General features: G+C 74.2%; 23 protein-coding genes and 1 pseudogene. 10 read left to right on the top strand and 14 right to left on the bottom strand.

What is annotated here, in order from left to right; genetic code table 11:
• Positions 1-23 precede the first annotated feature (23 nt).
• The 4 genes and pseudogenes from BZZ08_RS23230 to BZZ08_RS23215 form a co-directional block, all read right to left on the bottom strand.
• A complete protein-coding gene (locus BZZ08_RS23230; RefSeq protein ID WP_104634185.1) occupies positions 24-668 on the bottom strand; it encodes an Rv1733c family protein in 645 nt (214 codons plus the stop codon).
• Positions 669-944: 276 nt separating this feature from the next.
• Positions 945-1726 (bottom strand): annotated as a pseudogene (locus BZZ08_RS23225) (rod shape-determining protein).
• Positions 1723-2103 carry a TraR/DksA family transcriptional regulator gene (locus BZZ08_RS23220; RefSeq protein WP_104634184.1) on the bottom strand — a complete coding sequence of 127 codons (381 nt, stop codon included), beginning with the start codon at positions 2101-2103 and terminating at the stop codon, positions 1723-1725. Before BZZ08_RS23220 ends, BZZ08_RS23225 begins: the two are co-directional and overlap by 4 nt.
• A 57-nt stretch (positions 2104-2160) precedes the next feature.
• A complete protein-coding gene (locus tag BZZ08_RS23215; protein ID WP_104634183.1) occupies positions 2161-2487 on the bottom strand; it encodes a TraR/DksA C4-type zinc finger protein in 327 nt (108 codons plus the stop codon).
• A gap of 346 nt (positions 2488-2833) precedes the next feature.
• On the opposite strand from BZZ08_RS23215, the gene BZZ08_RS23210 reads away from it, so the two are divergent.
• From BZZ08_RS23210 to secD, 4 genes are all read left to right on the top strand, one after another.
• The gene (locus BZZ08_RS23210) at positions 2834-3787 is read left to right on the top strand and encodes a HAMP domain-containing sensor histidine kinase (protein ID WP_198601646.1); all 954 of its coding nucleotides are present in this window, start codon (positions 2834-2836) and stop codon (positions 3785-3787) included.
• Positions 3788-3789: 2 nt separating this feature from the next.
• Complete coding sequence (locus tag BZZ08_RS23205) at positions 3790-4503, top strand: response regulator (RefSeq protein ID WP_104634182.1); 714 nt, start codon at positions 3790-3792, stop codon at positions 4501-4503.
• A 98-nt stretch (positions 4504-4601) separates the two neighbouring features.
• On the top strand, positions 4602-4988 hold the full coding sequence (locus BZZ08_RS23200; RefSeq protein WP_104634181.1) for a hypothetical protein: 387 nt from the start codon (positions 4602-4604) through the stop codon (positions 4986-4988).
• Positions 4989-5072: 84 nt separating this feature from the next.
• Positions 5073-7475, top strand: coding sequence for a protein translocase subunit SecD (gene secD / locus BZZ08_RS23195; RefSeq protein WP_104634180.1), 2403 nt, complete (start codon positions 5073-5075; stop codon positions 7473-7475).
• A 63-nt stretch (positions 7476-7538) separates the two neighbouring features.
• On the opposite strand, the gene BZZ08_RS23190 is transcribed toward secD, so the two are convergent.
• Positions 7539-8357: a GntR family transcriptional regulator gene (locus BZZ08_RS23190; RefSeq protein WP_104634179.1), complete on the bottom strand. Its 819-nt coding sequence runs from the start codon at positions 8355-8357 to the stop codon at positions 7539-7541.
• Positions 8358-8525: 168 nt separating this feature from the next.
• Between BZZ08_RS23190 and BZZ08_RS23185 the strand changes: the two genes are divergently transcribed.
• On the top strand, positions 8526-9371 hold the full coding sequence (locus BZZ08_RS23185) for a (2Fe-2S)-binding protein (RefSeq protein ID WP_104634178.1): 846 nt from the start codon (positions 8526-8528) through the stop codon (positions 9369-9371).
• A gap of 257 nt (positions 9372-9628) precedes the next feature.
• Positions 9629-10693: a DUF2637 domain-containing protein gene (locus BZZ08_RS23180; protein WP_104634177.1), complete on the top strand. Its 1065-nt coding sequence runs from the start codon at positions 9629-9631 to the stop codon at positions 10691-10693.
• Between the two features lie 49 nt (positions 10694-10742).
• Here BZZ08_RS23180 and BZZ08_RS23175 read toward each other — a convergent pair whose 3' ends face one another.
• From BZZ08_RS23175 to BZZ08_RS23165, 3 genes are all read right to left on the bottom strand, one after another.
• Entirely contained in the window at positions 10743-11144 is a 402-nt protein-coding gene (locus BZZ08_RS23175; protein ID WP_198601645.1) for an ATP-binding protein, read from the bottom strand.
• A 140-nt stretch (positions 11145-11284) separates the two neighbouring features.
• On the bottom strand, positions 11285-13027 hold the full coding sequence (locus BZZ08_RS23170) for a pyruvate dehydrogenase (protein WP_104634176.1): 1743 nt from the start codon (positions 13025-13027) through the stop codon (positions 11285-11287).
• A 28-nt stretch (positions 13028-13055) separates the two neighbouring features.
• Complete coding sequence (locus BZZ08_RS23165) at positions 13056-14801, bottom strand: protein phosphatase 2C domain-containing protein (protein WP_104634175.1); 1746 nt, start codon at positions 14799-14801, stop codon at positions 13056-13058.
• 286 nt (positions 14802-15087) lie between these two features.
• Between BZZ08_RS23165 and BZZ08_RS23155 the strand changes: the two genes are divergently transcribed.
• Together BZZ08_RS23155 and BZZ08_RS23150 are read left to right on the top strand one after the other, a co-directional pair.
• Positions 15088-16071 carry a helix-turn-helix transcriptional regulator gene (locus tag BZZ08_RS23155; protein ID WP_104634206.1) on the top strand — a complete coding sequence of 328 codons (984 nt, stop codon included), beginning with the start codon at positions 15088-15090 and terminating at the stop codon, positions 16069-16071.
• A 56-nt stretch (positions 16072-16127) separates the two neighbouring features.
• The gene (locus BZZ08_RS23150; protein WP_104634174.1) at positions 16128-16610 is read left to right on the top strand and encodes a DUF456 domain-containing protein; all 483 of its coding nucleotides are present in this window, start codon (positions 16128-16130) and stop codon (positions 16608-16610) included.
• Here BZZ08_RS23150 and BZZ08_RS23145 read toward each other — a convergent pair.
• The 4 genes from BZZ08_RS23145 to BZZ08_RS23130 form a co-directional block, all read right to left on the bottom strand.
• Positions 16573-17097, bottom strand: a complete 525-nt coding sequence (locus BZZ08_RS23145) for a methylated-DNA--[protein]-cysteine S-methyltransferase (RefSeq protein ID WP_104634173.1) — start codon at positions 17095-17097, stop codon at positions 16573-16575. The genes BZZ08_RS23150 and BZZ08_RS23145 overlap by 38 nt on opposite strands.
• Positions 17094-18590, bottom strand: coding sequence for a DNA-3-methyladenine glycosylase 2 family protein (locus BZZ08_RS23140; protein WP_446750269.1), 1497 nt, complete (start codon positions 18588-18590; stop codon positions 17094-17096). Before BZZ08_RS23140 ends, BZZ08_RS23145 begins: the two co-directional genes overlap by 4 nt.
• A gap of 21 nt (positions 18591-18611) precedes the next feature.
• Positions 18612-19712 (bottom strand): ribosome small subunit-dependent GTPase A, encoded by a 1101-nt coding sequence (rsgA, locus tag BZZ08_RS23135; RefSeq protein ID WP_104634171.1) that lies wholly within the window; start codon positions 19710-19712, stop codon positions 18612-18614.
• Between the two features lie 245 nt (positions 19713-19957).
• Entirely contained in the window at positions 19958-21277 is a 1320-nt protein-coding gene (locus tag BZZ08_RS23130; protein WP_104634170.1) for a radical SAM protein, read from the bottom strand.
• 106 nt (positions 21278-21383) lie between these two features.
• Here BZZ08_RS23130 and aldO point away from each other — a divergent pair, with 106 nt between their 5' ends.
• A complete protein-coding gene (gene aldO / locus BZZ08_RS23125; RefSeq protein ID WP_104634169.1) occupies positions 21384-22640 on the top strand; it encodes an alditol oxidase in 1257 nt (418 codons plus the stop codon).
• A gap of 30 nt (positions 22641-22670) precedes the next feature.
• On the opposite strand, the gene BZZ08_RS23120 is transcribed toward aldO, so the two are convergent.
• The gene (locus tag BZZ08_RS23120; protein ID WP_104634168.1) at positions 22671-23195 is read right to left on the bottom strand and encodes a hypothetical protein; all 525 of its coding nucleotides are present in this window, start codon (positions 23193-23195) and stop codon (positions 22671-22673) included.
• Positions 23192-24913 carry a PHP domain-containing protein gene (locus tag BZZ08_RS23115; RefSeq protein WP_104634167.1) on the bottom strand — a complete coding sequence of 574 codons (1722 nt, stop codon included), beginning with the start codon at positions 24911-24913 and terminating at the stop codon, positions 23192-23194. Before BZZ08_RS23115 ends, BZZ08_RS23120 begins: the two co-directional genes overlap by 4 nt.
• A gap of 151 nt (positions 24914-25064) precedes the next feature.
• Between BZZ08_RS23115 and BZZ08_RS23110 the strand changes: the two genes are divergently transcribed.
• The gene (locus BZZ08_RS23110; protein ID WP_104634166.1) at positions 25065-25619 is read left to right on the top strand and encodes a TetR/AcrR family transcriptional regulator; all 555 of its coding nucleotides are present in this window, start codon (positions 25065-25067) and stop codon (positions 25617-25619) included.
• Positions 25620-25621: the final 2 nt, after the last annotated feature.

Raw genomic sequence — 25621 nt, 5'->3', positions numbered from 1 at the left:
GAGCCGCGCCGGGACGGGCGTCGTCACGGGTGTCTGCTCCAGCGCGGGGCCGTGCTGGCCCAGGCCGCGTCCCACTGGGCGAGGTTGCGCCGGTGCAGCACGAGGCCGGTGGCGGCATGCGCCGCGAGGCCGGTGAGGACGACGCCCAGGAAGGCGAGGATCGCCCAGCCCATCGTGCGGCTGCGGATCTGCTCCACGGTCAGCGGCGGCTCGGTGATCCGGCCCTCCGCGTCGACCCACACCAGGACGGTACTGTCCGCCGGCAGCCCCGGTTCGACCTCGGTCGTGCCGGTTCTGCCCACCCCGTCCGGACCGGTGTAGCCGACCGGCACCGGGTAGCGGGCCTTCTTCGCCTCGTCCGACCCCGGCTCGGGATGGCGCGGGGCGTCGTGGATCAGGACCGCGGGACGGTGGTCCCGGGTCCGTGCCTCGTGCTCGGCGGTGCTCCGGTAGTGCCGGTAGGCGCTGTCGCCGACCCCGAACATCGCCGCCGGGGCCGCCACCAGCACGGCGAGCACCAGCCCGAGCGAGATCCACGCCGCCAGCCGGTCGCTCGGCCGCCGCAACGGGTTGCGCCGCCACCGCCACAGCAGGAGGTAGGGGTGTCGTGCGGGCTCGGCACCGGGATCGGCGGGTGGTGGCTGGGCCTGCGGGATCTCGCCGGCCACGGTGTGCCTCCTTCCTGGCTGGGGGCAGCCGGATCGGCCGCCGTGGCGCCGGGGAACGGCGTCGACGGCGGGTCGGACGGAACGGAGCGGAACGGGACGGCGGGTGGGTGGGGGGTGGGGACGGGGGCGCAGGGCGGACGCGGGGTACGGCCGGCGCCGGGGCGGGCGCCGGCCGTACGAGCGGGGGCGGGATGGCGGGGCTGGGGCCTGGGGCGGGACCCGACGGCGGAGTGGGGGCCGGTCCGGGGCCGGGGCGGGCGGTGCCGGGGCACCGGATCAGTGCGGGTGGTCGTCCGGTGGGTCGGTGCCCGTGGTCGACGGGTGGGTGTGGGCGGCCTCCAGGAGCATCGCGGCGCCGCGTACGGCCGCCGTGTGCGGTGCGGGTACCGCGCGCAGCGGCACGTGCAGCCGGTCGGCGAGCCGGCAGGTGATCTCGGGGCGCAGCGCGCCCCCGCCCGCCAGTCCTGCCGCAGCATCGAGGTCGTCATGTCGGCCAGCGCCTCGCCGATCCGCGCGGACGGGGTCGCGTCGTCGATGTCCCCGGTGCCCAGCGCGGTGCGGCGGGCGTCGAACACGGCGCCGTCCACCAGCAGCACCACCTCCGTGAGATGGGCGCCGATGTCCATGACGAGCAGCGGCCGGGACAGGTCGGCGCCCGCCGCGAGGGCCACCGCCCGCGCGCTGGGCACGGTCAGCACACTGCGCGGGCGCAGCACCTCCACGGCCGTACGGGCCTGGGCCCGGTAGGCGGGCCCGCCCAGCACCGGCGCGGTCACCACCACCACCGGACGGGCGAAGCGGGGCAGCCGGTGGCCCAGCAGCCGGTCGAGCATCCGGGCCGTGCCCTGGGTGTCGACGATGGAGCCGCGCTGGATGGGGTACACCGCGCCCGTGCCGGGGAAGGTCACCGTCGGCACGTCGAGGATCATCCCGCGCCCGGCGACCCAGGCGCGGGTACGGGCGCTGCCCATGTCGAGGGCGACGCCGCCGCACCGCCGGCACAGCGGCCAGGGCCGGTGCCGGGACGGGGCGGCTCGGGACCGCCGGAGCAGGGTCATCGTCCGGCCTCCCGCACCTGCTGGCAGCGGGCGCAGTAGCGGGCCTGCGGCACGATCATCAGCCGGTCGCGGTCGATGGCGCGCCGGCACAGATGACACCGGCCGTAGCGGCCCTCGACGATGCGGTCGAGCGCCGCTTCCACGTCGGCGAGGACCATGCGCGCGGAGGCCGCCAGCTTGACCCGGACCTCGGTCTGCGCGGCGGACCGCCGCTGGACCGGCGCGTCGGTGCGGGCCGGGACCGCGGCGATCTGGCGCAGCTGGTCCTCGCGGAACAGCCGCTGCTCCCGGAGGTCGTCCCGGATTGCGGCGAGGTCCTCGGGCGACAGGGGCGACGGACGCGTGTCGCGGTCGCCGATGATCTGGTTGTTCACCACTTCACCCCTTGGGCAGGGCGGGAGGGACGGTTGTGGACGGGGACCGGGAAACGCCGGTCAGGCGGCGGCGCGGCGCTGGCAGGCGACGCAGTACCGCGTGTAGGGGAGGATTTCCAGGCGCTCCCCCGGGACGGGCTTGCCGCAGCCCAGGCAGGCGCCGTAGGTGCCGTCCTCGACCCGGGCGAAGGCCTCGTCGATCTCCTTGAGCACCCGCTCGATCGCGGCCTTCTGCGCGGACATCAGCTGATCGTCCGCCTGGCCGCTCTCGTCGAGGGCCCGCAGCTGGGTGATGCGGGTGTTGCGGGCGTGTTCGAGGCGCTGGCGCGCCTCGTGAGCGGGCAGCCGCTCGGGGCGGGGTTCGATGCGGGAGGCGTCGAGCGACACGGTGGGTGGTCCTTTTCTCGGAAGGTTCTGCGGGTATGCCGAGCGCCGGGCCGATCGGGCCCGGTCGTCCTCAACCCTGGCCGGGCCGCCCGGGGAAACCCATCGGGCGCAGGACCCATTTGCCCGGGGGCGCGGGATCCACTCGGCGTACGCGCGCGGGGGCGGCCGTATGGGTATGCGGCGAGCCGGAAATGGGGGTCGGGCCCCATCGACCGGACGGGTCCGGGAGGGGCACGCTGGTCGCTTGCTCGGTCGCTACCTGGGCCGCAGCTCCCACCGAGGGTGCGCGATGACCGACAGTAGAGGCGTACCGAATCGACACGTCGCCGAAGGAGGCGTACCCCCGGTGTCCCTGTTCTGGCGGATCTTCGGGCTCAACGCGGTGGTGCTGGGCTTCGCCACGGCGCTGCTGCTGTGGGCTCCGGTGACCGTCTCCGTGCCGATCCTGCTGACCGAGGCCGTCGTCCTCGTGGTCGGCATGGGCGTCATGCTGGTGGCCAACGGCGCCCTGCTGCGCTGGGGCCTGGCCCCGCTGGAGCGGCTCACCAGGCTGATGACCACCGTCGACCTGCTGCGCCCGGGCCAGCGGCTGCCGGTGGCCGGCGGCGGCGAGGTCCCGGAGCTGATCCGCACGTTCAACGCGATGCTGGACCGCCTGGAGAACGAGCGGGCCACGAGCAGTGCCCGCGTCCTGCTCGCCCAGGAGGCGGAGCGGCGCCGCATCGCGCAGGAGCTGCACGACGAGGTCGGGCAGAGCATGACCGCGATCCTGCTGGTCCTGGGGCGGGCGGCGGACGACGCCGACGAGCCGCTGCGCGAGGAGCTGCACCAGGCGCAGGAGATCACCCGGGAGAGCCTGGACGAGGTCCGCCGCCTGGTGCGCCGGCTGCGGCCCGGCGTCCTGGACGACCTCGGGCTGATCAGCGCGCTGTCCTCGCTCACGCACGACTTCGCCACCCACACCGGTCTGCGGGTGGTGCGCCGTTTCGAAGCCGACCTGCCGGTCCTGGACCACGAGACCGAACTGGTCCTCTACCGGGTGGCGCAGGAGAGTCTGACCAACGCCGCCCGCCACGCGGACGCCGAACGCCTGGAGGTGGGTCTGGCCCGCGCCGACGGCGCGGTGACGCTCACCGTCGCCGACGACGGCCGCGGCATCGAGGCGGCGCACGAGGGCGCCGGCATCCGCGGCATGCGGGAGCGGGCCCTGCTCGTCGGGGCCGACCTCGACATCACGTCGGCGCCCGGCGCCGGCACCCGCATCCGGCTCACCGCACCCCTTCCCAGGAAGCAGCCCTGACCATGTACGACCCCTCCCTGTCCGACCCGTCCCGGTCCGAGCCGTCCCGATCCGAGCCGTCCGCCGCGTCGAAGATCCGCATCCTGCTCGCCGACGACCACGCGCTGGTGCGCCGCGGCGTGCGCCTCATCCTCGACCGGGAACCGGACCTGGAGGTGGTGGCCGAGGCCGGGGACGGCGCGGAGGCCATCGACATGGCGCGGGCCCACGAGGCCGACCTCGCGGTCCTGGACATCGCGATGCCCCGCCTCACCGGCCTCCAGGCGGCCCGCGAACTGGCCGCGCTGAAACCGGGGCTGCGCATCCTGATGCTCACGATGCACGACAACGAGCAGTACCTGTTCCAGGCGCTGAAGTCGGGCGCCTGCGGGTACGTGCTCAAGTCGGTCGCCGACCGGGACCTCGTCGCCGCCTGCCGGGCCGCGATGCGCGACGAGCCCTTCCTGTACCCGGGGGCGGTGACGGCGCTCATCCGCAACTACCTCGACCGGGTGCGGCACGGCGAGGAGACCTCCGACCACATCCTCACCCCGCGCGAGGAGGAGGTCCTCAAGCTCGTCGCCGAGGGCCACTCCTCCAAGGAGATCGCCGAGATCCTCTTCATCAGCATCAAGACCGTCCAGCGGCACCGGGCGAACCTGTTGCAGAAGCTGGGCCTGCGCGACCGCCTGGAGCTGACCCGGTACGCCATCCGCGCCGGGCTCATCGAGCCCTGACGGTCCCCCCGCGACCGCCCGTGGCCCTGGCCGTCCACTCCCCGGCCGGGGCCACGGGCTCCCCCGGTCCGCTCACCCACCACGGAAGGGAACGGCGCATGCGCCACCGCCTCGCGACGGTGCTCACGGTGCTGCTGACCGTTCTGCTGCCGCTGGTCCCGGCCTGGCCCGCGGCCGGCGCCCAGGTGGGCCCCGGCGGTCCCCTCGCGGCGGCCGCCGCCACGGCCGTTCCCCATCCGGCCCTCGACCTCCACGCGGACGACGGCTGTACGCCGGTCTGCGCCGCCCAGCCCCGGGCCCGCCACGACCAGGTGGGCGAGCGCCCGGCGGCACCGGACCAGCACGCGGCCACCGCGGCGCGCACCGCGGGCACCGCCCCCGGTGCCCACGCACGGACCTCGGCGACGCCCGGTCCGGTGCCGGTCTCCCCCGGCCGCGCGAGCCACGACAGCGGCCGGGCGCCGCCCGTCTCCTCCGGCACCTGAGACGCACACCCCGACCACCCCGTCATCTTCTTCCGCCGCGGCCGCGCTCGGCCGCCGCCGCGGCGTGCCCGCCGGAGGCCCGTGTTGAAACGCTCCCGTCCCCCTTCCCGCGCCCGTTCGCGGTCCCGCTCCCGCTCCCTGAACGTCCGCGCGCTCGCCGCGCTCGCCGCGCTCGCCGCGTCCGTGGCCATCGCCCTGACCATGCCGGTCCGCCTGGGGCTCGACCTGCGCGGCGGCACCCAGATCGTGCTGGAGACCAAGTCCACCGACACCGCCGAGGCCGACCGGGAGGCCACCGACCGCACCGTGGAGGTGATGCGCGGCCGCATCGACGCCCTCGGTGTCGCCGAGCCGACCATCGTCCGCTCCGGCGAGAACCGCGTCGTCGTCGAACTGCCGGGCGTACAGGACCCGAAGCAGGCCGCCGACGTGCTGGGCCGCACCGCGCAGCTCACCGTCCACTCGGTGCTCGGCCCGGCGGAGAAGCCCGCTGACGGGGCCGGGGGCAAGGAGGAGAAGGCGTCCGGCGCGGACGGCGAGCGGGTGCTGCCCGACGAGTCCGGCCAGTACCTGCGGCTGAAGGCCGCCACGCTGACCGGGCAGGACGTCAAGGGTGCCGACGCGCGCTTCGACCAGCAGGGCGGCGCGGGCTGGCACGTCACCGTCGACTTCAAGGACGCCGGCAGCGACCGTTGGGCCCGGGTGACGGGCGAGGCGGCCTGCAACCCGGCCGGTGACCCGCAGCGCCGGGTCGCCATCGTGCTGGACGGCAAGATCATCTCTTCGCCGCAGGTCGACCCCTCCGTGTCCTGCGGGGCGGGCATCACCGGCGGCTCCACGCAGATCACCGGCTCCTTCGACGACGCCGAGGCCCGCGAACTGGCCCTGCTCGTCAAGGGCGGCGCGCTGCCCGTGCCGGTCGAGACCATCGAGCAGCGCACCATCGGCGCCACCCTGGGCGACGAGGCCATCTCGGCCGGTGCCTGGGCCGCCGTCATCGGCACCGCGCTGACCGCGCTGTTCATCATCGTCGTCTACCGGCTGATGGGCGCCCTGGCGACCGTGGCCCTGCTCTGCTACGGCCTGATCTCCTACGCCGCCCTGGCCGCGGTCGGCGCGACCCTGACCCTGCCGGGCCTCGCGGGCTTCGTGCTGGCGATCGGCATGGCGGTGGACGCCAACGTCCTGGTCTTCGAGCGGGCCCGCGAGGAACAGGCGGCCCGCACCCGTCCCAGCACCCGGTCGGCGCTGACCGCCGGTTTCCGCAGCGCCTTCAGCGCGATCGCCGACTCCAACGTCACCACGCTGATCGCGGCCGCCCTGCTGTTCTTCCTGGCCTCAGGACCGGTGAAGGGCTTCGGCGTCACGCTCGGCATCGGGGTGCTGGCGTCGATGGTCAGCGCCCTGGTGATCACGCGGGTGCTCGCCGAGTTCGCCGCGAGCCGTCCGGCGGTCTTCCGCCGCCCCCGCATCACCGGCATCTCGTCCACCGGCCCGGTCCGCGACGCCCTGCTGCGCCGCGACCCGTTCCTGATGCGCCGGCCGCGCCGCTGGCTGGCGGCGTCCCTGGTCGTTCTCGTGGTGGCGGGCTCCGGCATCCTGGTGCGGGGCCTGGACTTCGGCATCGAGTTCACCGGCGGGCGGCTGATCGAGTACTCCACCGCCGGCCAGGTCGATCCCGACCGGGCCCGGGACGCGCTCGCCGACGCGGGCTTCCCGCGCGCCGTCGTCCAGTCCTCCGGGGACGGGGACCTCACGGTGCGCACCGAGGAGCTGACCGACGCCGAGGCGGCGACCGTCACGAAGGCCGTCGCCGAGCTGGGCGGCGAGACGGAGAAGGTCCGCGACGAGCTGATCGGCCCGAGCCTCGGCGAGGAGCTGCGCCGGGACGCCCTGATCGCCCTCGGCCTGGCCCTGGCCGCGCAGCTGGCGTACCTCGCGGTCCGCTTCCGCCTGTTGTTCGGCACGGCCGCGGTCGGCGCCCTCGCCCACGACGTGGTCATCCTGGTGGGTGTGTTCGCCTGGCTGGGCAAGCCGATCGACGGGGTGTTCCTGGCCGCGCTGCTGACCGTGATCGGCTACTCGGTCAACGACTCGGTGGTCCTGTTCGACCGCGTCCGGGAACTGCTGGGCAAGGAGCGCAAGACGCCGTTCGACCGGCTCACCAACGACGCGATCCTGCAGACCCTGCCGCGCACGGTCAACACGGGCATGGGCGCGGTGCTCATCCTCGCCTCGCTGGCGATCCTGGCCGACGACTCCCTCACCGACTTCGCACTCGCGCTGCTGATCGGCGTGGGAGTCGGCACGTACTCGTCGGTCTTCACCGCCTCTCCCCTGGCCATCGAACTGCACGGCCGCACCACCGGGTCCCGCCCCGGGCGCCGCAGGGGCGGCGAGGGGCGCGGCAGCAGGGAGCCAGGGAGGACCGGGAAGACCGGGAAGCAGGTACCCGCGAGCCGTACGGAACGGCAGGAGGTCCCGTAGCCACAGCCACCCAAGCCGGGCGCCTCCGCTCAGGGGGCGCCCTCGCTCGGACGGTGCCCTGGCTCAGGCGGTGCCCGTGAAGTGCTCCCCGACCAGGGCCCGGACCGTGTCCGGGTCGCCGGCGATCAGCGCGTCCAGCAACGCGGTGTGCTGGTGGGCGTCGGCGACCAGGTCGGCGCGGCCGCGTACGGAGGGCGAGCCGGCCGGCGGCCACTGGGTGCGACGGTGCACGTCACCGGCGATCCGGACGAGCTGTTCGTTGCCGGCCAGCGCGAGCACCGCGCGGTGGAAGGCGCGGTCGGCCTCGGCGTAGGTGGCCGGGCAGCCGGACGACGCGGCCCGGACGGTGGCCTCGGCGAGGGGGCGCAGCTCCGCCCAGCGCTCGGCGGGCACCGTACGGCCCAGCCGGAGCCACACGGGGGCCTCGATCAGGGCCCGGACCTCGGCCAGCTCGGCCAGCTCGCGGTCGCCGCGCTCGACGACGCGGAAGCCGCGGTTGGGGACGACCTCGACGGCGCCCTCCAGGGCGAGCTGCTGCATGGCCTCCCGTACCGGAGTGGCCGAGACGCCGAACCGCTCGCCGAGCACGGGCGCCGAGTAGACCTCGCCGGGCCGCAGTTCACCGGTGACCAGCGCGGAGCGCAGGGCGTCGAGGATCTGCCCGCGCACGGAGGAACGCCGTACGAGGCCGCGCGGGCGCGGCGCGGGCGGTTCGCCGTGGGTGTGCTCACCGCGCGCCGCGCCGTCCGGCTCCCCGGCACCGCGCGCCCGGCCGTCCCGGCCCCGGTCCACGTCCGCCGCCCCGGGCTGCACCGGGATCCGCACCGCTCCGGCCGCCGCACCCGTACCCGTTCCGGCCGCGCCCTGCGCGCTGTGCTTCACGGGTCCTCCTGCGGGACGTGTCGGTACTTGGGGCCATTACGGCGGGTTGTCACCTGTCTGCCAAGCACCATAAGCGCAGGGGCCGTCAGTTCAAATCCCAAGCATTGTGGGTAAGGTAAGGCTTACCTTTAAGCAGCCCGTTGTCCCGACGTGGATCGGTGGTCCCGCATGCCTGTCGCCCGTACGGCCTTCACGGACGCGTACACGCGCCTGTCCGAGGTCCTGCCCGGGCTGGGCGTCACCGAGCTGACCGCGGCCGACGAGGTGCCCGGCGGCGACGGCTGGGTCACCGCCGCCTCGCTCGCCGCGGGCGGCGCCGAGCTGGCGGCGTTCCTCGCCTGGGACGAGGCCCAGGTGCTGCGGGACTACGGACAGCGGGCCCGTCCTGACGTGATCGCGAGCTTCGGCCTGCACCGGTACGCGTGGCCGGCCTGTCTGCTGATCACCGTGCCGTGGTTCCTGCACCGCCGGGTGCCCCGCCACCCCGCGGCCCACGTGGCCTACGACCGCACGGCCCCCGGACTCCCCCTCGGCCGGATGGCCGTACGCGCCACCTCCTTCGCCTGCCTCCCCGGCGACCCCGCCGCCGGTCTGCCCGGCGCCCGGGTGGTCGCCGACGAGGAGGAGCTGCGCGCCGAGGTGCGGGCCGCGGTCGCCGAACACCTGGAGCCGGTCCTGGCCGGATTCGGCCCCCGGATGCGGCGGCGCGGACGCGCCCTGTGGGGCATGGCGACCGACGAGGTCGTCGAGGGCCTGTGGTACGTCGCCCATCTGCTCGACGAGCAGGAGCGGGCGCGGCACGAGCTGGAGCTGCTGCTGCCGGGCGCGACCAAGCCGTACGTCGGGGACGCGGCGTTCCGCGAGCTGAAGGGGCCGGACGGCGAACCGCTGCACACCCGGGACCGGGCGAGCTGCTGCATGTTCTACACCCTGCGCCCCGAGGACACCTGCGCCACCTGCCCGCGGACCTGCGACGCGGACCGCGTCGGCAAGCTGCTCGCCACGGCGGGCTGACGCGCCGTCGGCTAAGATCGTTCGGGTTGTTTCACAACTCCCCCACCCGTCGCGGGAACTTTCCGTGGAACCACTCGTACGGGTAGTCTTATTCGAACTCAACTCCCGCCCCTCATGCGGCAGTTCGAGCAGAACGCCGCCCTGGGCACCCCCTTCGCACTCCCTTGGCGGCCTCTTGCCCCGAAACCCCCTGAGGGCCGCTGGGTTTGGGCCACCATGGCGGGCGTTACGCCCTATCCCACTGCAAGGGACCCCTGATGAGATTGACCGACATATCGCTGAACTGGCTGCTTCCGGGCGCCGTGCTGCTCCTGGGCATGCTGGCGGCGGTGGCGGTGCTCGCGCGCGGCAAGCGTTCCTCGGGGAAGGACGCGGGCGCGGACGACTCGTGGGAGCGCATGGAGGAGCGGCGCCGGCGCAAGGAGGCCCTCTACGGCACCTTCTCCTACGTCCTGCTCTTCTGCTGTGCGGCGGTCGCCGCGGCGCTCTCCTTCCACGGTCTGGTCGGCTTCGGCGAGCAGAACCTCGGCCTGAGCGGCGGCTGGCAGTACCTGGTCCCGTTCGGCCTCGACGGCGCGGCGATGTTCTGCTCCGTCCTCGCGGTGCGCGAGGCCAGCCACGGTGACGCGGCGCTCGGCTCGCGGATACTGGTGTGGGCCTTCGCGTTCGCCGCGGCCTGGTTCAACTGGGTGCACGCGCCCCGCGGCCTGGGCCACGCCGGTGCCCCGCACTTCTTCGCGGGCATGTCCCTGTCGGCGGCGGTGCTGTTCGACCGGGCCCTGAAGCAGACCCGCCGGGCCGCGCTGCGCGAGCAGGGCCTGGTGCCGCGTCCGCTGCCGCAGATCCGCATGGTCCGCTGGCTGCGCGCGCCCCGGGAGACCTACCGCGCCTGGTCGCTGATGCTCCTGGAGGGCGTGCGCAGCCTGGACGAGGCGGTCGAGGAGGTGCGCGACGACCGGCGCCAGAAGGAGGAGAAGAAGCTCCGGCGGCGCGAGCAGGAGCGGCTGGAGCGGGCGCAGCTCAAGGCGATCAGCCGGGGCCACGGCCACCGCGGCTTCCCGGGGCGCGGCGGCCGTCAGGTCGAGGTCGAGGTGCAGCAGGTCGAGCGGGGCTCGGAACGCGCCACCGCGGAGCCTGCCATATCGACCCCGGAGCACCTGCCCGCGGCAAGCCGCCGGCCCTCCCTGCAGCCCGTGCGGAGCGGGTCTGACCAGATGAGCGTGGAGACCGTCGACCTCACCGCGGAGGACGACACCCAAGCCCTGCCCCGTCTGGACTCCCTGGAGCGCAAGCTCAAGGACCTGGAGCAGCAGTTCGGCTAGAGCCGCGCACCGTACCGCAGACGGCCTGAGGCGCCGGGTTCCCGGCGCCTCAGGCCGCTTCCGCGCCCAGTTCGAACCAGACCGACTTGCCCACCTCGCAGGGCCGGACGCCCCAGTCGTCGGCGAGCGACTCGACCAGGACCAGCCCTCGGCCGTTGGTGCTCTCCTCCCGTGGTGCGCGCGGCCGGGGCTGCCGTCCGTGGCCCACGAAGTCCCGCACCTCCACCCGCAGGGCGCGCGGCCCGACCGTCGCGGTCAGGACGGCGCCCTCCTCGGTGTGCACGAGCGCGTTGGTGACCAGCTCGCTGGTGAGCAGCTCCGCGACCTCCGACTGGCCCGGCCCGCCCCAGTGCCTCAGCAGCTCACGCAGGGCCCGCCGGGCCTCGGGCACCGCCCGCAGGTCCGCCCGGCCGAGCCGCCGCCTGAGCTGTGGCAGCCGCTGCTTCCTCATGTCCCCCGTCGGCGCGCTGATGTCGTCTCCCCCTGTCTGTCCCACTGTCTGTCCCGCTCCGGTCGAACATCTTCACGGGGGAAGCCTTGCCCGTTCGGGCCCTCGCCAGTCATCCGGTTTCGGACCGGCTGTCCGCACGGTCACGGCCGGGGGACGTTGCGCAGGTTCGAACGGGCCATCTGGACCATGCGTCCGACGCCGCCGTCCAGCACGATCTTCGAGGCGGACAGGGCGAAGCCGGTGACCATGTCGGCGCTGATCTTCGGTGGGATGGACAGGGCGTTGGGGTCGGTGACGACGTCGACGAGGGCGGGCCCCTTGTGCTTGAACGCCGCCTTCAGCGCCCCCGCCAGGTCCTTGGGCTTCTCCACCCGTACGCCGAAGGCACCGCAGGCCTCGGCGACGGCGGCGAAGTCGGGGTTCTTGTTGGCCACGCCGTGCGAGGGCAGGCCCGCGACGAGCATCTCCAACTCCACCATGCCGAGCGAGGAGTTGTTGAAGAGCACCACCTTCACCGGAAGGTCGTGCTGGACGAGGGTGAGGAAGTCGCCCATCAGCATGGTGAACCCGCCGTCGCCGGACATCGACACGACCTGCCGGCGCCGGTCGGTGAACTGGGCGCCGATCGCCATCGGCAGCGCGTTCGCCATCGAACCGTGGGAGAAGGAGCCGATGATGCGGCGGCGCCCGTTGGGCGAGATGTAACGAGCCGCCCAGACGTTGCACATCCCGGTGTCGACGGTGAACACCGCGTCGTCGTCGGCCATTTCGTCGAGCAGGGCGGCCACGTACTCGGGGTGGATCGGGATGTGCTTGTCGACCTTGCGGGTGTACGCCTTGACCACGCCCTCCAGGGCGTCCGCGTGCTTCTTCAGCATCCGGTCGAGGAAGCGGCGGCTCTTCTTCTCCTTCACCCGGGGGATCAGGCAGCGCAGCGTCTCCCGCGCGTCGCCCCACACCGCGAGGTCCAGCTTGGAGCGCCGCCCCAGGTGCTCGGGCCGGACGTCGATCTGGGCGATCTTCACGTCGTTCGGCAGGAAGGCGTTGTACGGGAAGTCGGTGCCGATCAGGAGCAGCAGGTCGCACTCGTGGGTGGCCTCGTAGGCGGCGCCGTACCCGAGCAGCCCGCTCATGCCGACGTCGTACGGGTTGTCGTACTGGATGAACTCCTTGCCCCGCAGGGCGTGCCCGACCGGTGCCTTGAGCTTCCCGGCGAACTCCATGACCTCGGCGTGCGCGCCCGCGGTGCCGCTGCCGCAGAACAGGGTGACCTTGTCGGCGTCGTCGATCATCCGCACCAGCCGGTCGATCTCCTCGTCGCCGGGCCGGACGGTGGGCCGGGAGGTGACGAGCGCGGTCTCGGCGGCCTTCTCCGGGGCGGGCTCGTCCGCGATGTCGCCGGGCAGCGAGACGACGCTGACGCCGCCCTGGCCGACGGCGTGCTGGATGGCGGTCTGCAGCAGCCTCGGCATCTGCTTCGGGCTGGAGATCAGCTCGCTGTAGTGGCTGCACTCGCGGAACAGCTGGTCGGGGTGGGTCTCCTGGAAGAAGCCGAGGCCGATCTCGCTGGAGGGGATCTGCGAGGCCAGGGCGAGGACGGGGGCCATCGAGCGGTGGGCGTCGTAGAGCCCGTTGATGAGGTGCAGGTTGCCGGGGCCGCAGGAGCCGGCGCACGCGGCCAGCTTCCCGGTGATCTGCGCCTCCGCCCCGGCGGCGAAGGCGGCGGTCTCCTCGTGCCGCACATGCACCCATTCGATGCCGGAATGGCGGCGCACGGCGTCCACCACCGGGTTGAGGCTGTCCCCGACGACTCCGTAGAGGCGCTCGACCCCGGCACGGGTGAGGATGTCGACGAACTGTTCCGCGACGTTCTGTTTGGCCATGGGTCCAGCTATGCCACAGCGAGCGGTCTCACGCCTCCCAAACGGCGGCGGCCGTACGGTCGTCCGCGTATCCCTTGACCCTCACGCCGCTGTCGGCGAGGAACTCCCCCAGTCCGGGCGCCGGGCGGCCCGCCCATCGTCGCGCGAGGAGTTCGCCCAGTCCGGGCTCGTTCAGCAGCGGCTCGGCGAGGCCCGCGGTACACATCAGGAGCACATCACCCGGGCGGGCTACGGAGGCCCGGAAGCGGAAGGGCTCGTGGGGCGGCTCGGCGGTCGGGCCGTCGAACGGGCCCGGGGCCGTGGTGATGCCGAGGTCCATGGTGAGCCGGTCGCCCTCGGGCGTCTCGCTCGGCGCGTCGCCGGGGGCGCCCCTGGGCTCGGAGCCGAAGCCGAGGACGGGCGCGCCGGTGACCTCACCGACGTCCGGCTCCATGTCCTGCCAGGCGCCGTCGCGCAGCCGGAGCAGTCCGCCCGCGCCGACGCCGAAGAAGACCCGCGTGCGGCACTCGGGGTCGGCGGGCAGCAGCAGGCAGCGCAGGGTGGCCGCGTACTCGTCCGGGGCGAGGCCCTGTTCGGCGGCGCCGACCCGGAGCCGGCCGAGGCTGCGGTCGGTGAGGCGGTGCAGGCCGGACTTGAGGTCGCCGCGCCGGGCGGCCCGCAGGTCCTCGGCGAGCCGGGCGTGGCTGCGGCCCACGGCCCGTCCGATCCACCGGCACACCTCGGCCGCCGCGCGGTGCGCCCCGGCGGTGGCGCGGGCGCCGGTGGCCATCGCCACCAGGACCAGCGCCTGCTCACCGGCGCCGAACCGGGCGACGAGCAGCGCGTCGCGCCGTGGCTCGCCCCGGTAGCGCGGGGAGTCCCCGCGCACCGAGACGGCCCGCAGCGTGCAGGTCCCGTACCGGGCGCCCTCCAGCACGGTGTCCGGGACCAGCCCGTCGAGGCCGTCGGGGTCGGCGGGCGGCAGCGCGGTGGGCTCGGCGTCGTAGGTGGGCGGCCCGGTGCCGACGTAGTCCGACGAGGGGAGGAACGGCGGCGGGAGCGGGGGCAGGTCGGTCACGGTCCGGGGCGGCGGGGCCGCCTCGGGCGGCTCGCTGAGGTCGGCGGCACCGGTCCCCGAGGTGGTCAGCCCACGCGGTCCGCCATCCCGGCGGCGCCCACCGGCCCCCGGAGCCGACGCGGCCCCACCCGCACCGGACCGCTCGCCCCCCGTCCTCCCCGGCGGAAAACTCACCGGCCCGGCCGGTCCCGCGGGCGGCGGCTCCCACGGGGCCCCGGGCCGGGGCGGGCCACTGTCGCGCGGGGCATCGTCCCGACGCCCACCCGACCGCGGAGGCGACACGGGCTCCTCCGCACCGGACCCCGGCCCGCCCGCCGGGGCACCGGACCGCTCACCCTCCGGCCGCCGCTGCGGAAAACTCACCGGCCCGGCCGGTATCGCGGGCGGCGGCTCCCACGGGGCCCCGGGCGGCCGGGGCGGGGCGTCGGTGTCGGGTTCTGCGGCGCGGGGGCCGGGGACGGCGGGGGGTTCCGTCCGGGACCACCACGGCTGCCCGGGCGTGGGCGGGGCGGGGTCCGGGAGGGGCCGGTTCGTGGTGTCGTCGGTGCCGGGGTCCGGTCCGCGGGCCACCGTGCCGGACGCCGAGGCGAAGCGGTCGTCCAGGGAATCGGGTGCGGCCGTGGGACCGGTGTCGTCGGTGGAGTCGTCGTACAGCTGCCCCCACCAGTCGTCCTCAGGCTCAGTGGGACCGGTGGGCCTTCCCCCCTGCTGACTCATGCTCCTGATTGTCCACCGACGGAGCCGGATGAGAACGGGGCATCGGAAAATTCGGGCGGACCGGCGTGCGCCGGGCGGCGTGTCGGGGGACGCGTCGAACAGTCCTCCGAGGTGGGTGGCCGGGCGGCCCCACCCCCCACGGGAGGACCGCCCGGCGACGCCACCTTGGCAGAGTGACCGGCGGTACGGCGATGATGTCCGCAGGCGGGTTTGCGCCGTGGCCGTTTTCCGCCACAGAGGATCCCCGCGACTGCTGATGATCATGGTTCTCGGGGAGGGGCGCCTGATGCTGGGAGTGCTGGGGCTGGAGGACACGCACGAGGCGGCGTACCGGGCGCTGGTGTCGGTGGGCGCGGCCGACGTGCCCGATCTGGCGCGGCGGCTGGCGCTCGGCGAGCGGGACACCGAGCGCGCGCTGCGCCGCCTGGAGCAGAACGGGCTCGCCGCCCAGTCCTCGGCCCGCCCGGGACGCTGGGTCGCGGCCCCGCCCGGTGTCGCGCTGGGCGCCCTGCTGACCCAGCAGCGGCACGAGCTGGAGCGGGCGGAACTGGCGGCGGCGCTGCTGGCGGAGGAGTACCGGGCGGCGGCGGCCGAGCCCGCGGTGCACGACCTGGTGGAGGTGGTGACCGGCGCCGCGGCCGTCGCCCAGCGCTTCCTCCAGCTCCAGCTCGGCGCGAGCGAGGAGGTGTGCGCGCTGGTCACCGACAAGCCGGTGGCGGTGACCGGCATGGAGAACGACGCGGAGGAGCAGGCCACCGGGCGCGGTGTCCGCTACCGGGTGGTGGTCGAGCGGTCGGTCCTCGACCTGCCGTCCGGCATCACCGAGCTGACCGCCGCGCTGGGCCGCGACGAGCAGGTCAGGGTCGTGGACCGGGTGCCGACCAAGCTGGTCGTCGCCGACCGCTCGCTCGCCCTGGTGCCGCTCACCGCGCACTCCTCGGAGCCCGCCGCGCTGGTCGTGCACGCCAGCGGCCTGCTCGAACTGCTCTCGGGGCTGTTCGAGGCGGTGTGGCGGGACGCCCTGCCGCTGCGCCTGGGCGGTGCCGGCGTGAGCGAGCACGGCCCGGACGCCCCCGACGGCACCGACCTGGAGATCCTCTCGCTGCTCCTCGCCGGACTGACCGACGCGAGCGTCGCCAAGCAGCTCGACCTGGGCCTGCGGACCGTGCAGCGGCGGGTGAAGCGCCTGATGGAGCTGACCGGGGTCACCACCCGGCTCCAACTGGGCTGGCATGCCTATGAAAGAGACTGGGTGGCCAGGAAGCACTGACGAGCCCCCTTGGCCCGACTTCTGCGGACCGGGCCGGACTCCTGCACCCTGGACAGATGGGAGCGGGAGACCTCCTGCTGGCCGGCCTGGTCATTCTGCTCGGGCTGTGCGGCGTCCTGCTGCCCGGCATGCCCGGGTCGTGGCTGGTGTGGGCCGGGGTCCTGTGGTGGGCGCTGAAGGATCCGCAGCCGCTCGCGTGGGCGGTCCTGGTCGGCGCCACCGTCGCGCTGCTGCTGTCGCGGGCGGTGCGCTGGGCGCTGCCGACCCGCAGGAGACGCCGGGACCGGGCGATGCGCCGGCTGACGGCCTACGCGGGCGCGGGCGCCGTCCTCGGCTTCGTCCTGATCCCGGTGCTCGGCGCGATCCCGGGCTTCATGGGCGGCATCTACCTCGCCGAGCGGCTGCGGCTCGGGCGGCACGGCGAGGCGATGGCGTCGCTGCGGACGGCGATGCGCCAGGGCGGCGCCGACCTGCTGACGGAGCTGTTCGCGTGCCTGCTGATCACCGGGGCGTGGCTGGGAGCGGTACTGGCCGGCTGAGCCGGGCGCCCTCCAGCGACAGCAGCCGGGTCTTGCGTTCCAGTCCGCCCGCGTACCCGGTCAGGGAGCCGTCGGCGCCGATCACCCGGTGGCACGGACGCAGGATCAGCAGCGGGTTGGCGCCGATCGCGCCGCCGACCGCGCGTACCGCCGGTCGCGAGGCCCCGACCCGGGCGGCGATCTCGCCGTAGGTCGTGGTCGCCCCGTAGGGCACCTCGTCCAGGGCGGCCCACACCCGCTCCCGGAAGGCGGTGCCCTCGGCGCGCAGCGGCAGCCGGAACTCCGTCAGCTCCCCGGCGAAGTAGGCGCCGAGCTGCTCCTCGGCGGCCCGGAAGGGCCCGGCGTCGTGCCGCCAGCCGTCCTGGACGCTCCGGCCGCCCTTCTGTCCGGGCACGGAGAGGGAGGTGAGCGCGCCGTCGGGGGCGGCGGTGAGGAGCAGCCGCCCGACGGAGCTGTCCGTCTCGTACCAGTAGGTCGTGGTCGTCATCGGTCGTTCTCCCACTCTCCTGCTGCGCGCAGGTGGTTCAGTGCGTACGAGCGCCAGGGGCGCCAGGTGTCGGGGACGGCGGGGCCGGGCGGGGCGACGTCCGGGTCGCCGAGGGCGCGGGTGCGCACGACGGCGACGGTACGGGCGTCCAGTCCGGGCACGGCGAGCAGGGCGCGCTCGGCGTCGTCCCGGTCGGCGCCCGGGTCCAGGCGTACGGCGCCGTCGGCGAGGGCGGCGGCGAGCGCGCCCGGGGTGCCGTGCGGCGCGGCCTCGGCGAGGACGGCCGGTTCGGGGAAGAGGTGGGTGAGGGTGCCGCAGGGCGCGTCGAGCACCTTGCCGTACCGCTGGACGAGCCGCTCGGCCTCCGCGCGCCCCACCAGGGCCCGCACCGCCAGTTCGTCGGGGTCGGCGGTGCCCGGTGAGCGCAGCCCCGGGCGGGCGGCGACCAGCGGGGCGAGCCGGGGATCGGCGCCGAGCCGCTCGTCGACGGCGTACGGGTCGGCGTCGAGGTCGAACAGCCGCCGCAGCCGCTGTACGGCGGTGGTCAGGTCGCGCAGGTCGGTGAGGTGGAGGCGGGCGTCGAGCCAGCCGCCGCTGCCGGTGCTGGTGCCGGGCGGGCCCGGCCGTTCCTGGACGGCGACGATCCCGGTGCCGTACGGCAGGCGCAGGGTGCGCCGGTAGACGCGGTGGCCGGGGTCGCCGCCGACCTCCTCGACGCCGGCGACGGCCTCCCGCTGGAGCAGGTCGAAGACGGGGCCCACCTGGTAGGGGCCCCGGTGGGCGAGGCGCAGCGGGACACCGGCGGAGGGGGTGGCCGTGCGCCGGGCGGCCCGGTCGCGGGCCGGGGCGGCGGCGCGCAGCTCGCTCGGGGTGGCGGCGTACACGGTCCGGATCGTGTCGTTGAACTGCCGCACGCTGGCGAACCCGGACGCGAAGGCGATCTCGGTGACCGGCAGGCCGGTGGTCTGGAGCAGGACGCGGGCGGTGTGGGCCCGCTGGGCGCGGGCGAGGGCCACGGGTCCGGCGCCCACCTCGGCGGTGAGCTGCCGCTGCACCTGGCGGGCGCTGTAGCCGAGCCGCACGGCGAGTCCGGCGACGCCCTCGCGGTCGACCACGCCGTCGCCGATCAGCCGCATGGCCCGGCCGACGACGTCGGCGCGGACGTTCCAGTCCGCGGAGCCCGGCACGGCGTCGGGACGGCACCGCCGGCAGGCCCGGAAGCCCGATCCCTGCGCGGCGGCGGCCGTCGCGAAGAACCGCACGTTGCGCCGCTTCGGTGTGACCGCGGGGCAGCTGGGCCGGCAGTAGATGCCGGTCGTCTCGACGGCGAAGAAGAACGCGCCGTCGAACCGGGCGTCCCGGCTCCGCACGGCCTCGTACCTGACGTCCTCGTGCGTGTCCGTGTGCTCCGCTGTCCGCGTTGTCCGCGCTGTCCGTGTCACGCTGTCCAGTCTCCGCCAGACCGGAGGACCGGGCTGGCGGAAATCGGACATCGCGTTGCGGGACCGGGAGGGCTAGCGCAGGCCGCCCCTCTTGGCCTCCATCGCCGCCTTGCCGATGGCGCCCCGGCGCTTCCACTCCTTGCGGATCTCGGCCCGCACCCGGGCGTCGGTCTTGGCGACGATGCGCTGGTTCTCCCGCATCAGCTTGCGGTAGCTCTCCAGCCGCCGCTCGGGCAGTTCGCCGCTGTCGATGGCGGCGAGGACGGCACAGCCCGGCTCGCTCTCGTGGGCGCAGTCGTGGAACCGGCACTGCTCGGCCAGCTCCGCGATCTCGGCGAACACCTGGTCCACCCCGCTGCCCGCGTCCCAGAGCCCGACGCCCCGCAGCCCGGGGGTGTCGATCAGCACGCCGCCGCCGGGCAGGGCGAGGAGGTTGCGGGTGGTGGTGGTGTGCCGGCCCTTGCCGTCGACGTCACGAGTGGCCTGGATGTCCATGACGTCCTCGCCGAGCAGCGCGTTGGCGAGGGTGGACTTGCCGGCGCCGGACTGTCCGAGCAGCACGGCGGTGCCGCCGGAGACGACGGCGGCGAGCACGTCGAGCCCCTCGCCCTGCTCGGCGCTGACGGACAGCACCGGCACGCCGGGCGCGGCGGTCTCCACGTCCTGGACGAGGTGGGCCAGGGTCACCGGATCGGGCACGAGGTCGGCCTTGGTGAGGACGACCACGGGCTGCGCCCCCGATTCCCAGGCGAGGGCGAGGAACCGTTCGATCCGGGCGAGGTCCAGCTCGACCGCGAGCGACACGGCGACGATCGCGTGGTCGACGTTGGCCGCGAGGATCTGCCCCTCGGACCGCTTGGAGGAGGTGGAGCGCACGAAGGCGGTACGGCGTGGCAGATACGTGCGCACGTAGCGCGGGTTGCCGTCCGGTTCGACGGCGACCCAGTCGCCGGTGCAGACGACGCGCAGCGGGTCGTGCGGCGTGACGAACGCGGTGTCGGCGCGCAGCACGCCGTCCGCGGTGACGACGTCGCACTGCCCGCGGTCGACCCGGACGACCCGGCCGGGCAGCAGCCCTTCGGCGGCGTGCGGCGCGAACGCGTCGGCCCAGTCGTCGTCCCAGCCGTAGGAGGACAGGGCGGAGTGGGCGGAGGTGGAGGACGTGGAAGTCAAGGGGGGTGACCCTTCGGGGTGCGGCCCCGACGTGGGATCTCAGGGAGCGGCTGAGATCAGCCGGTGGCCAAGGAGGTGGACTCGATGGGCTCCTGGATGCGGGCAGCGCCCGTCACAGTGACAGCCATGGGTCGACACCTCCTCGAAAAACCCCTGTCGGCGGCCGTTGCGGCCGCCGCTCGAACATCCGTCACCTTAGTGGCGCGCTCAGGGAGCGCGCCACCGGATAACCGCGAACCGTCCGCTCAGACCTCCACGGGCGCGTCCGCCGGCAGGCTGTCCATGAAGGAGCTGACCGAGAAGACCGCGTTGCCGGCGCCGGGCGGGCCGTAACCGGGGGGCGAGGAGAGCCCGAAGTCCTCCATGGTCTGGCGGTAGGCCTGGAGCAGGCGGATGTGGTACTCCAGCGGGGCGCCGTCGGGGTTGGTCTTGCCGAGCGGGGTGGTGGGCTCGGGGCACCAGGTGGTGAACCGGGGAGTGATGCCGTGCGACATGAAGAAGCGCAGGCCCTCGGTGGTGGAGGCGATGGCCTCGTCGACGGTCTTGAAGCCGAAGGGCTCGGCCATCTCCACGCCCGCGACGAAGTTGGGGATGACGTTGCGCGCGCCGAAGACCTCGGTGGAGTCGAGGATGCGCCTGTGCCACTCGTCGCGGCCGACGTAGCGCTCCTTGCCGGGGCAGTACATCTTGAACAGGTACTCGTCCCACACCTCGAAGTTGGGGTGGTAGATCTGCACGCCGTAGTCCTTGAAGCGCTGGACGTCCAGCTTGGGCAGGGCCTGGGCGACGACCTTGCCGATCCAGCGGCCGGGGAAGTGCTCCTCGATGGCCTTGGCGTACCGGCCGTAGAAGTCGGCCTCGTCCAGGCCCTGGACCTTCGAGGTGATCGCGCCGCCGGTGAGCGTGTACGCGGTGGAGATCTTGGCGGTGTCGTACTTGTCGATGATCTCCAGCGCTTCCAGGACCTCGTCGACGTCCTTGACGCCCGTGTACGGCCGCCCGGCCGCCTTGTGCTGGCGCCAGTTGTGGTTGATGTCGCAGTACTGGCACTCCTCCTTGGCGCCGAAGTACTGGCAGACGCGGAACGCGGTCAGGTAGATCAGGTAGCCCCACTGGATGGTCGGGGCCACCTCCATGACCGACTTCCCGTTGGAGAGCTTGTGCCGGTAGTACTCGGGCATCGGCGGCACACCGACGTCCGCGATCCGCTTGCCGTCCAGGTAGAGGCCGAGGACCCCGTCCTCGCTCGCGGCGACCCGGTAGGGCGAGGCCGGGTTCACGCGGACCGAGACGACGGTGCGGCGCAGGTCGTAGGGGCCGCCGGTGAGGATGATCTCCTCGGGCGGGCGGCGCAGGGCGGCCTCGCCCAGCTCGGGCAGGGTGCCGTGGTCGAAGGAGAAGATGAAGTACGACTTCGGCTTGACCTCGCCGTCCTCGTTGTCACTGAGGGCGGAGGGATCGAAGGCCACACCGCCGCGCAGCAGGTCCTCCTTGAAGACGGCCTCGCGCGGTACGTGCGGGAACCGCTCCATCAGATCCTCGACCAGCGCGGTACGGCTGTCCATCCCGTGTCTCCTCCCGGGTCCGGCGTTCGACTTCTCACGGTATGCCCCCGCCGGAGAGGCTTCCCGCCCGGGGCCCCTCCAGGCGCGCCGGGTAGGTTTCCGCGCTATGAGCGACATCACGGTGACCAACTGGGCCGGCAACATCACGTACACCGCCAAGGAGCTGCTGCGGCCGCGCTCCCTGGACGCGCTGCGGGCCCTGGTGGCGGACAGCGCCGGGGTGCGGGTGCTGGGCAGCGGGCACTCCTTCAACGAGATCGCCGAGCCGGGCGAGGGCGGCGTGCTGGTGTCGCTGGCGGACCTGCCGTCCGTGGTGGACGTGGACACGGCGGCCCGCACGGTCCGGGTCGGCGGCGGTGTGCGGTACGCGGAGCTGGCCCGGCTGGTGCACGCGCGGGGCCTGGCACTGCCGAACATGGCCTCGCTGCCGCACATCTCGGTCGCCGGGTCGGTGGCGACCGGCACGCACGGCTCCGGGGTGGGCAACGGTTCGCTGGCGTCGGTGGTGCGCGAGGTGGAGCTGGTCACGGCGGACGGTGCGACCGTGGTGATCGCGCGGGGCGACGAGCGGTTCGGCGGGGCGGTGACCTCGCTCGGCGCGCTGGGCGTGGTGACCTCGCTCACCCTCGACCTGGAGCCGGCCTACGAGGTGGAGCAGCACGTCTTCACCGAGCTGCCGCTGGCCGGGCTCGACACCAGGACGTTCGAGACGGTGATGGCGGCGGCGTACAGCGTGAGCCTGTTCACCGACTGGCGGGCGCCCGGTTTCCGGCAGGTGTGGCTCAAGCGCCGCACCGACCGGCCGCTGGACGGCTTCCCGTTCGCGGCACCGGCCACCGAGAAGATGCACCCGGTGCCGGGCATGCCCGCGGTCAACTGCACGGAGCAGTTCGGGGTGCCGGGGCCCTGGCACGAGCGGCTGCCGCACTTCCGTGCCGAGTTCACCCCCAGCAGCGGCGCCGAGCTTCAGTCGGAGTACCTGATGCCCCGGGAGCACGCCCTGGCCGCCCTGCACGCGATGGACGCGATACGCGAGACGCTCGCGCCGGTGCTGCAGACCTGTGAGATCCGCACGGTCGCCGCCGACGAGCAGTGGCTGAGCCCGTCCTACGGCCGGGACACCGTGGCGGCGCACTTCACCTGGGTCGAGGACACGGCGGCGGTGCTGCCGGTGGTGCGGCGGCTGGAGGCGGCGCTCGCCCCGTTCGCGGCCCGCCCGCACTGGGGGAAGGTGTTCACCGTCCCGGCGGGCGAGCTGCGTGCGCTGTACCCGCGGCTGGCCGACTTCCGGGCGCTGACCGGGGCGCTGGACCCGGCGGGGAAGTTCACCAACGCGTTCGTGCGCGGGGTGCTCGCGGGCTGAGCACCCCGCGCCCCTCGGGTGCGGGCCGGGTCAGTGGTCGGCGCAGCAGGGTGTCGGGTCGGGGTCCTCGAAGGGCACCAGGGTGCCGCCCACCGCGGGCATGGCGGCCAGGACGAGGCGGCCGTCCTGCCAGTGCGGGCGGACGTGGTCCCGGGTGACCAGCCGGGTGTCCGGAGCGGGCTCGTCCGGTGTGCCCAGGACGGTCACCCGGTCGATGGCGGAGCGGGCGAGCAGCTCGGCGAGCGTCAGGGTGCCGGTGAGGGTGGCCGCACCGGGGAAGAGGACGGCACGGCCGTTCTCGTCCCAGGCGCCGTCGCGGACCTCGTACCCGCGCGCGGTGAGCCGGTCCCGGGCGGTGCGCAGGACCGGCTCCGCCCCGGCGGCGAGGGACAGGGCGACCCGCGGGCGGCCGTCCCGCACCAGGTGCGTGCAGCCGAAGACACCCTCGGGGAGGGCGAGTTCGGCCGCCAGCGCCTGGAGCAGGTGGTCGGCCTCGCGCAGGGTCGTCGCGTCGGTGTCGACGCCGAGGACGTGGGGCGCGCCGGGCGGTGTCACGACGGCAGGACCCAGACCGGGTTGGAGTAGAACCACAGGTCGCGCCACGGGTCGGCGTCGCCGACGACGTCGATGGCGGGGCCGGCCGGGTCCACCTTGGCGCCCAGCGAGCCGACGGCGGACCGGTTGCCGTCCGTGCCGCGGGTGCGGAGGTAGACGGGGCGGTCGACGCGGCCGAGGTCGTAGGTGAGGCGGACGGCGCCGGTGTCCGTGTTCGCCTCGGTCACCTCGTACGACTTGACGACGCGGGCGGTCGGCGCGGTGAAGGTGTCCCGGTCGGCGGCCGGTCCGGTCACGTCGCCCTGGATGACGTCCACGCGGGCCAGCTTCGGGACGAATCCCGCCCAGTTGGGGCCGCCGGCCAGGGCGACGTCGATGGACAGGGTGACCCGGGTGCCCTTGCGGACGTGCAGGGCGCCGCCGAGCGTGGCCCAGCGGCCGCCGCCCGAGACGCGGACGTCGAGGCCGCTGACGAGCTGCCCGTGGTCGACCCAGACGCGGCCGGCGCGGATGCCGTCCATGACGGCGGCGTAGGAGAAGCCGTCGGAGCCGACGTGGGTGCGGCTGTACTGGCCGGGCCAGAAGTCGTTCTGGGTGATGTCGATCTGCCCGGCGTAGACCGGGTCGTCGTAGCGGCCGTTGCCGTTGAAGTCGCCGCCGCCGCGGGCGCCGGTGTCGGCGTAGACCTGGTGGGAGTCGGAGTTGGCGGTGATCCACCAGGGGCGGCCCTCGGCGATGAGGCTGTCCCACAGGCCGCCGACGGTGGCCGTCATCCAGTCGAAGCCGCCCCAGGTGCGGTAGCTCTCCAGGGGGTAGCCGGCGAAGGAGTTGGCGCTCGGGCTGCCGTCGTAGATGCCGCGGGCGCCGCCCGGCCCGAGGGGCTTCGGCAGACCGCCCGCCTGGTGGCCGGGTGCGCCTTCGAAGCCGACGGCGATCTGGTGGCCGCGGGAGGTGGCGTCCCGCCAGGCGCGGATCTCGTGCGGGGAGTCGATGCCCTTGCGCGCCGGGTGGTTGGCGAGCATCAGGGCGTCCTTGACCTTGCGCCGCTTGACCTGGTCGGCGAGGAAGGAGAGTCCGGCGATGGCGAGGGCCTCGTTGGCGGGGGTGGAGTCGGTGGCGCCCTTGACACCGCCGTCGTAGTCGGTCTCGAACTGCTTGAGGACGGAGACCTCGTGCTTGCCGGGGTGGACGAAGACCGTGCCGTGCTCGGCGGCCGGGATGTTCCACTCCAGGCCCTGGAAGACGAGGGTGTCCTCGTGGGCGTCGCGGGCCTCGCGGATGTCCGGGTTGACCTTCTCCACGCCGATCTTCGCGTGGGTGGTGCTGCCGTGGTCGGTGATGACCAGCCAGTCCATGCCGTGCCGGGCGCCTTGGCGGACCTGGTCGACGACGCGGTACTTGCCGTCGCTGCTGTACTGGGTGTGGATGTGGTGGTCACCGGCCAGCCAGAGGAAGCCCTTGCCGCGGCGGCCGTCGCCCGCGGCGCGCGCGGGGGCGGCGGTGGCGGTTTGGGCGAGGACGGTGCCGGCGGCCAGTCCGGCGCCGAGCAGGCCGGCGCGGCGCAGCAGGCCGCGGCGCGACTGCTGTGCGGGGCTCAGGGCCTCGTCGGGGATGCCGGTGTCGAAGGCGGCGGGCAGGTCCGGCGCGGTGGCGTGCTCGTGGTCGTGCGGGTGACCGTGGTGGTGGTGACCGTGGGTGTGTCCGTGTCCGTGCCCCATGCCTGTTCCTCCCGAAGACCGCCGCCGTGCGCGGCTTCGAGGAGGATCGACGTGGAAGATGAACGTTGAACGACTTACGGGTGATCCGCGACTGCCGCCCTTCCTGCCCTAGCATGAAACCTAGAAGCCCTAGGTTGCAGGAAGGCGGCCCATGCCCCGAGTGGGTCTCACCACGGACCGCGTCGTCGCCGCGGCCGCCGACCTCGCCGACGCGTCCGGGTTCGAGGCGGTCACCGTCTCCGCGCTCGCCCGGCACTTCGGGGTGAAGGACGCCAGCCTGTACACGCACGTGCGCAATCTCCAGGACCTGCGCGTCCGGGTCGCGCTGCTGGCCGGCGGCGAGCTGATCGAGGAGATCGCCGGGGCGGTGGCGGGCCGGGCCGGGAAGGAGGCGCTGGCCGCCTTCGCGGGGGCCTACCGGGCGTACGCCCTGCGCCACCCCGGCCGCTACGCCGCCACCCAGATCCGCGTCGACCAGTCCCCCGCCCTGCGCCGCACCGCCGAGATCACCCACGGCATGCTGCGCGCCTACGGCCTGACCGAGCCCGACCTCACCGACGCGGTACGCCTGCTGCGCTCCACCTTCCACGGGTACTGCGCCCTGGAGGCCTCCGGCGGCTTCGGCGCACCGCGCGACGTACAGGCGTCCTGGGACAAGGTGGTCGACGCCCTGCACGTGGCACTGGAGAACTGGCCGCGCGCATGAGG

The sequence above is a fragment of the Streptomyces sp. MH60 genome, assembly GCF_002939385.1.
Taxonomy (GTDB): Bacteria; Actinomycetota; Actinomycetes; order Streptomycetales; family Streptomycetaceae; genus Streptomyces.
This window is presented reverse-complemented; position numbering and strand designations above follow the sequence as displayed.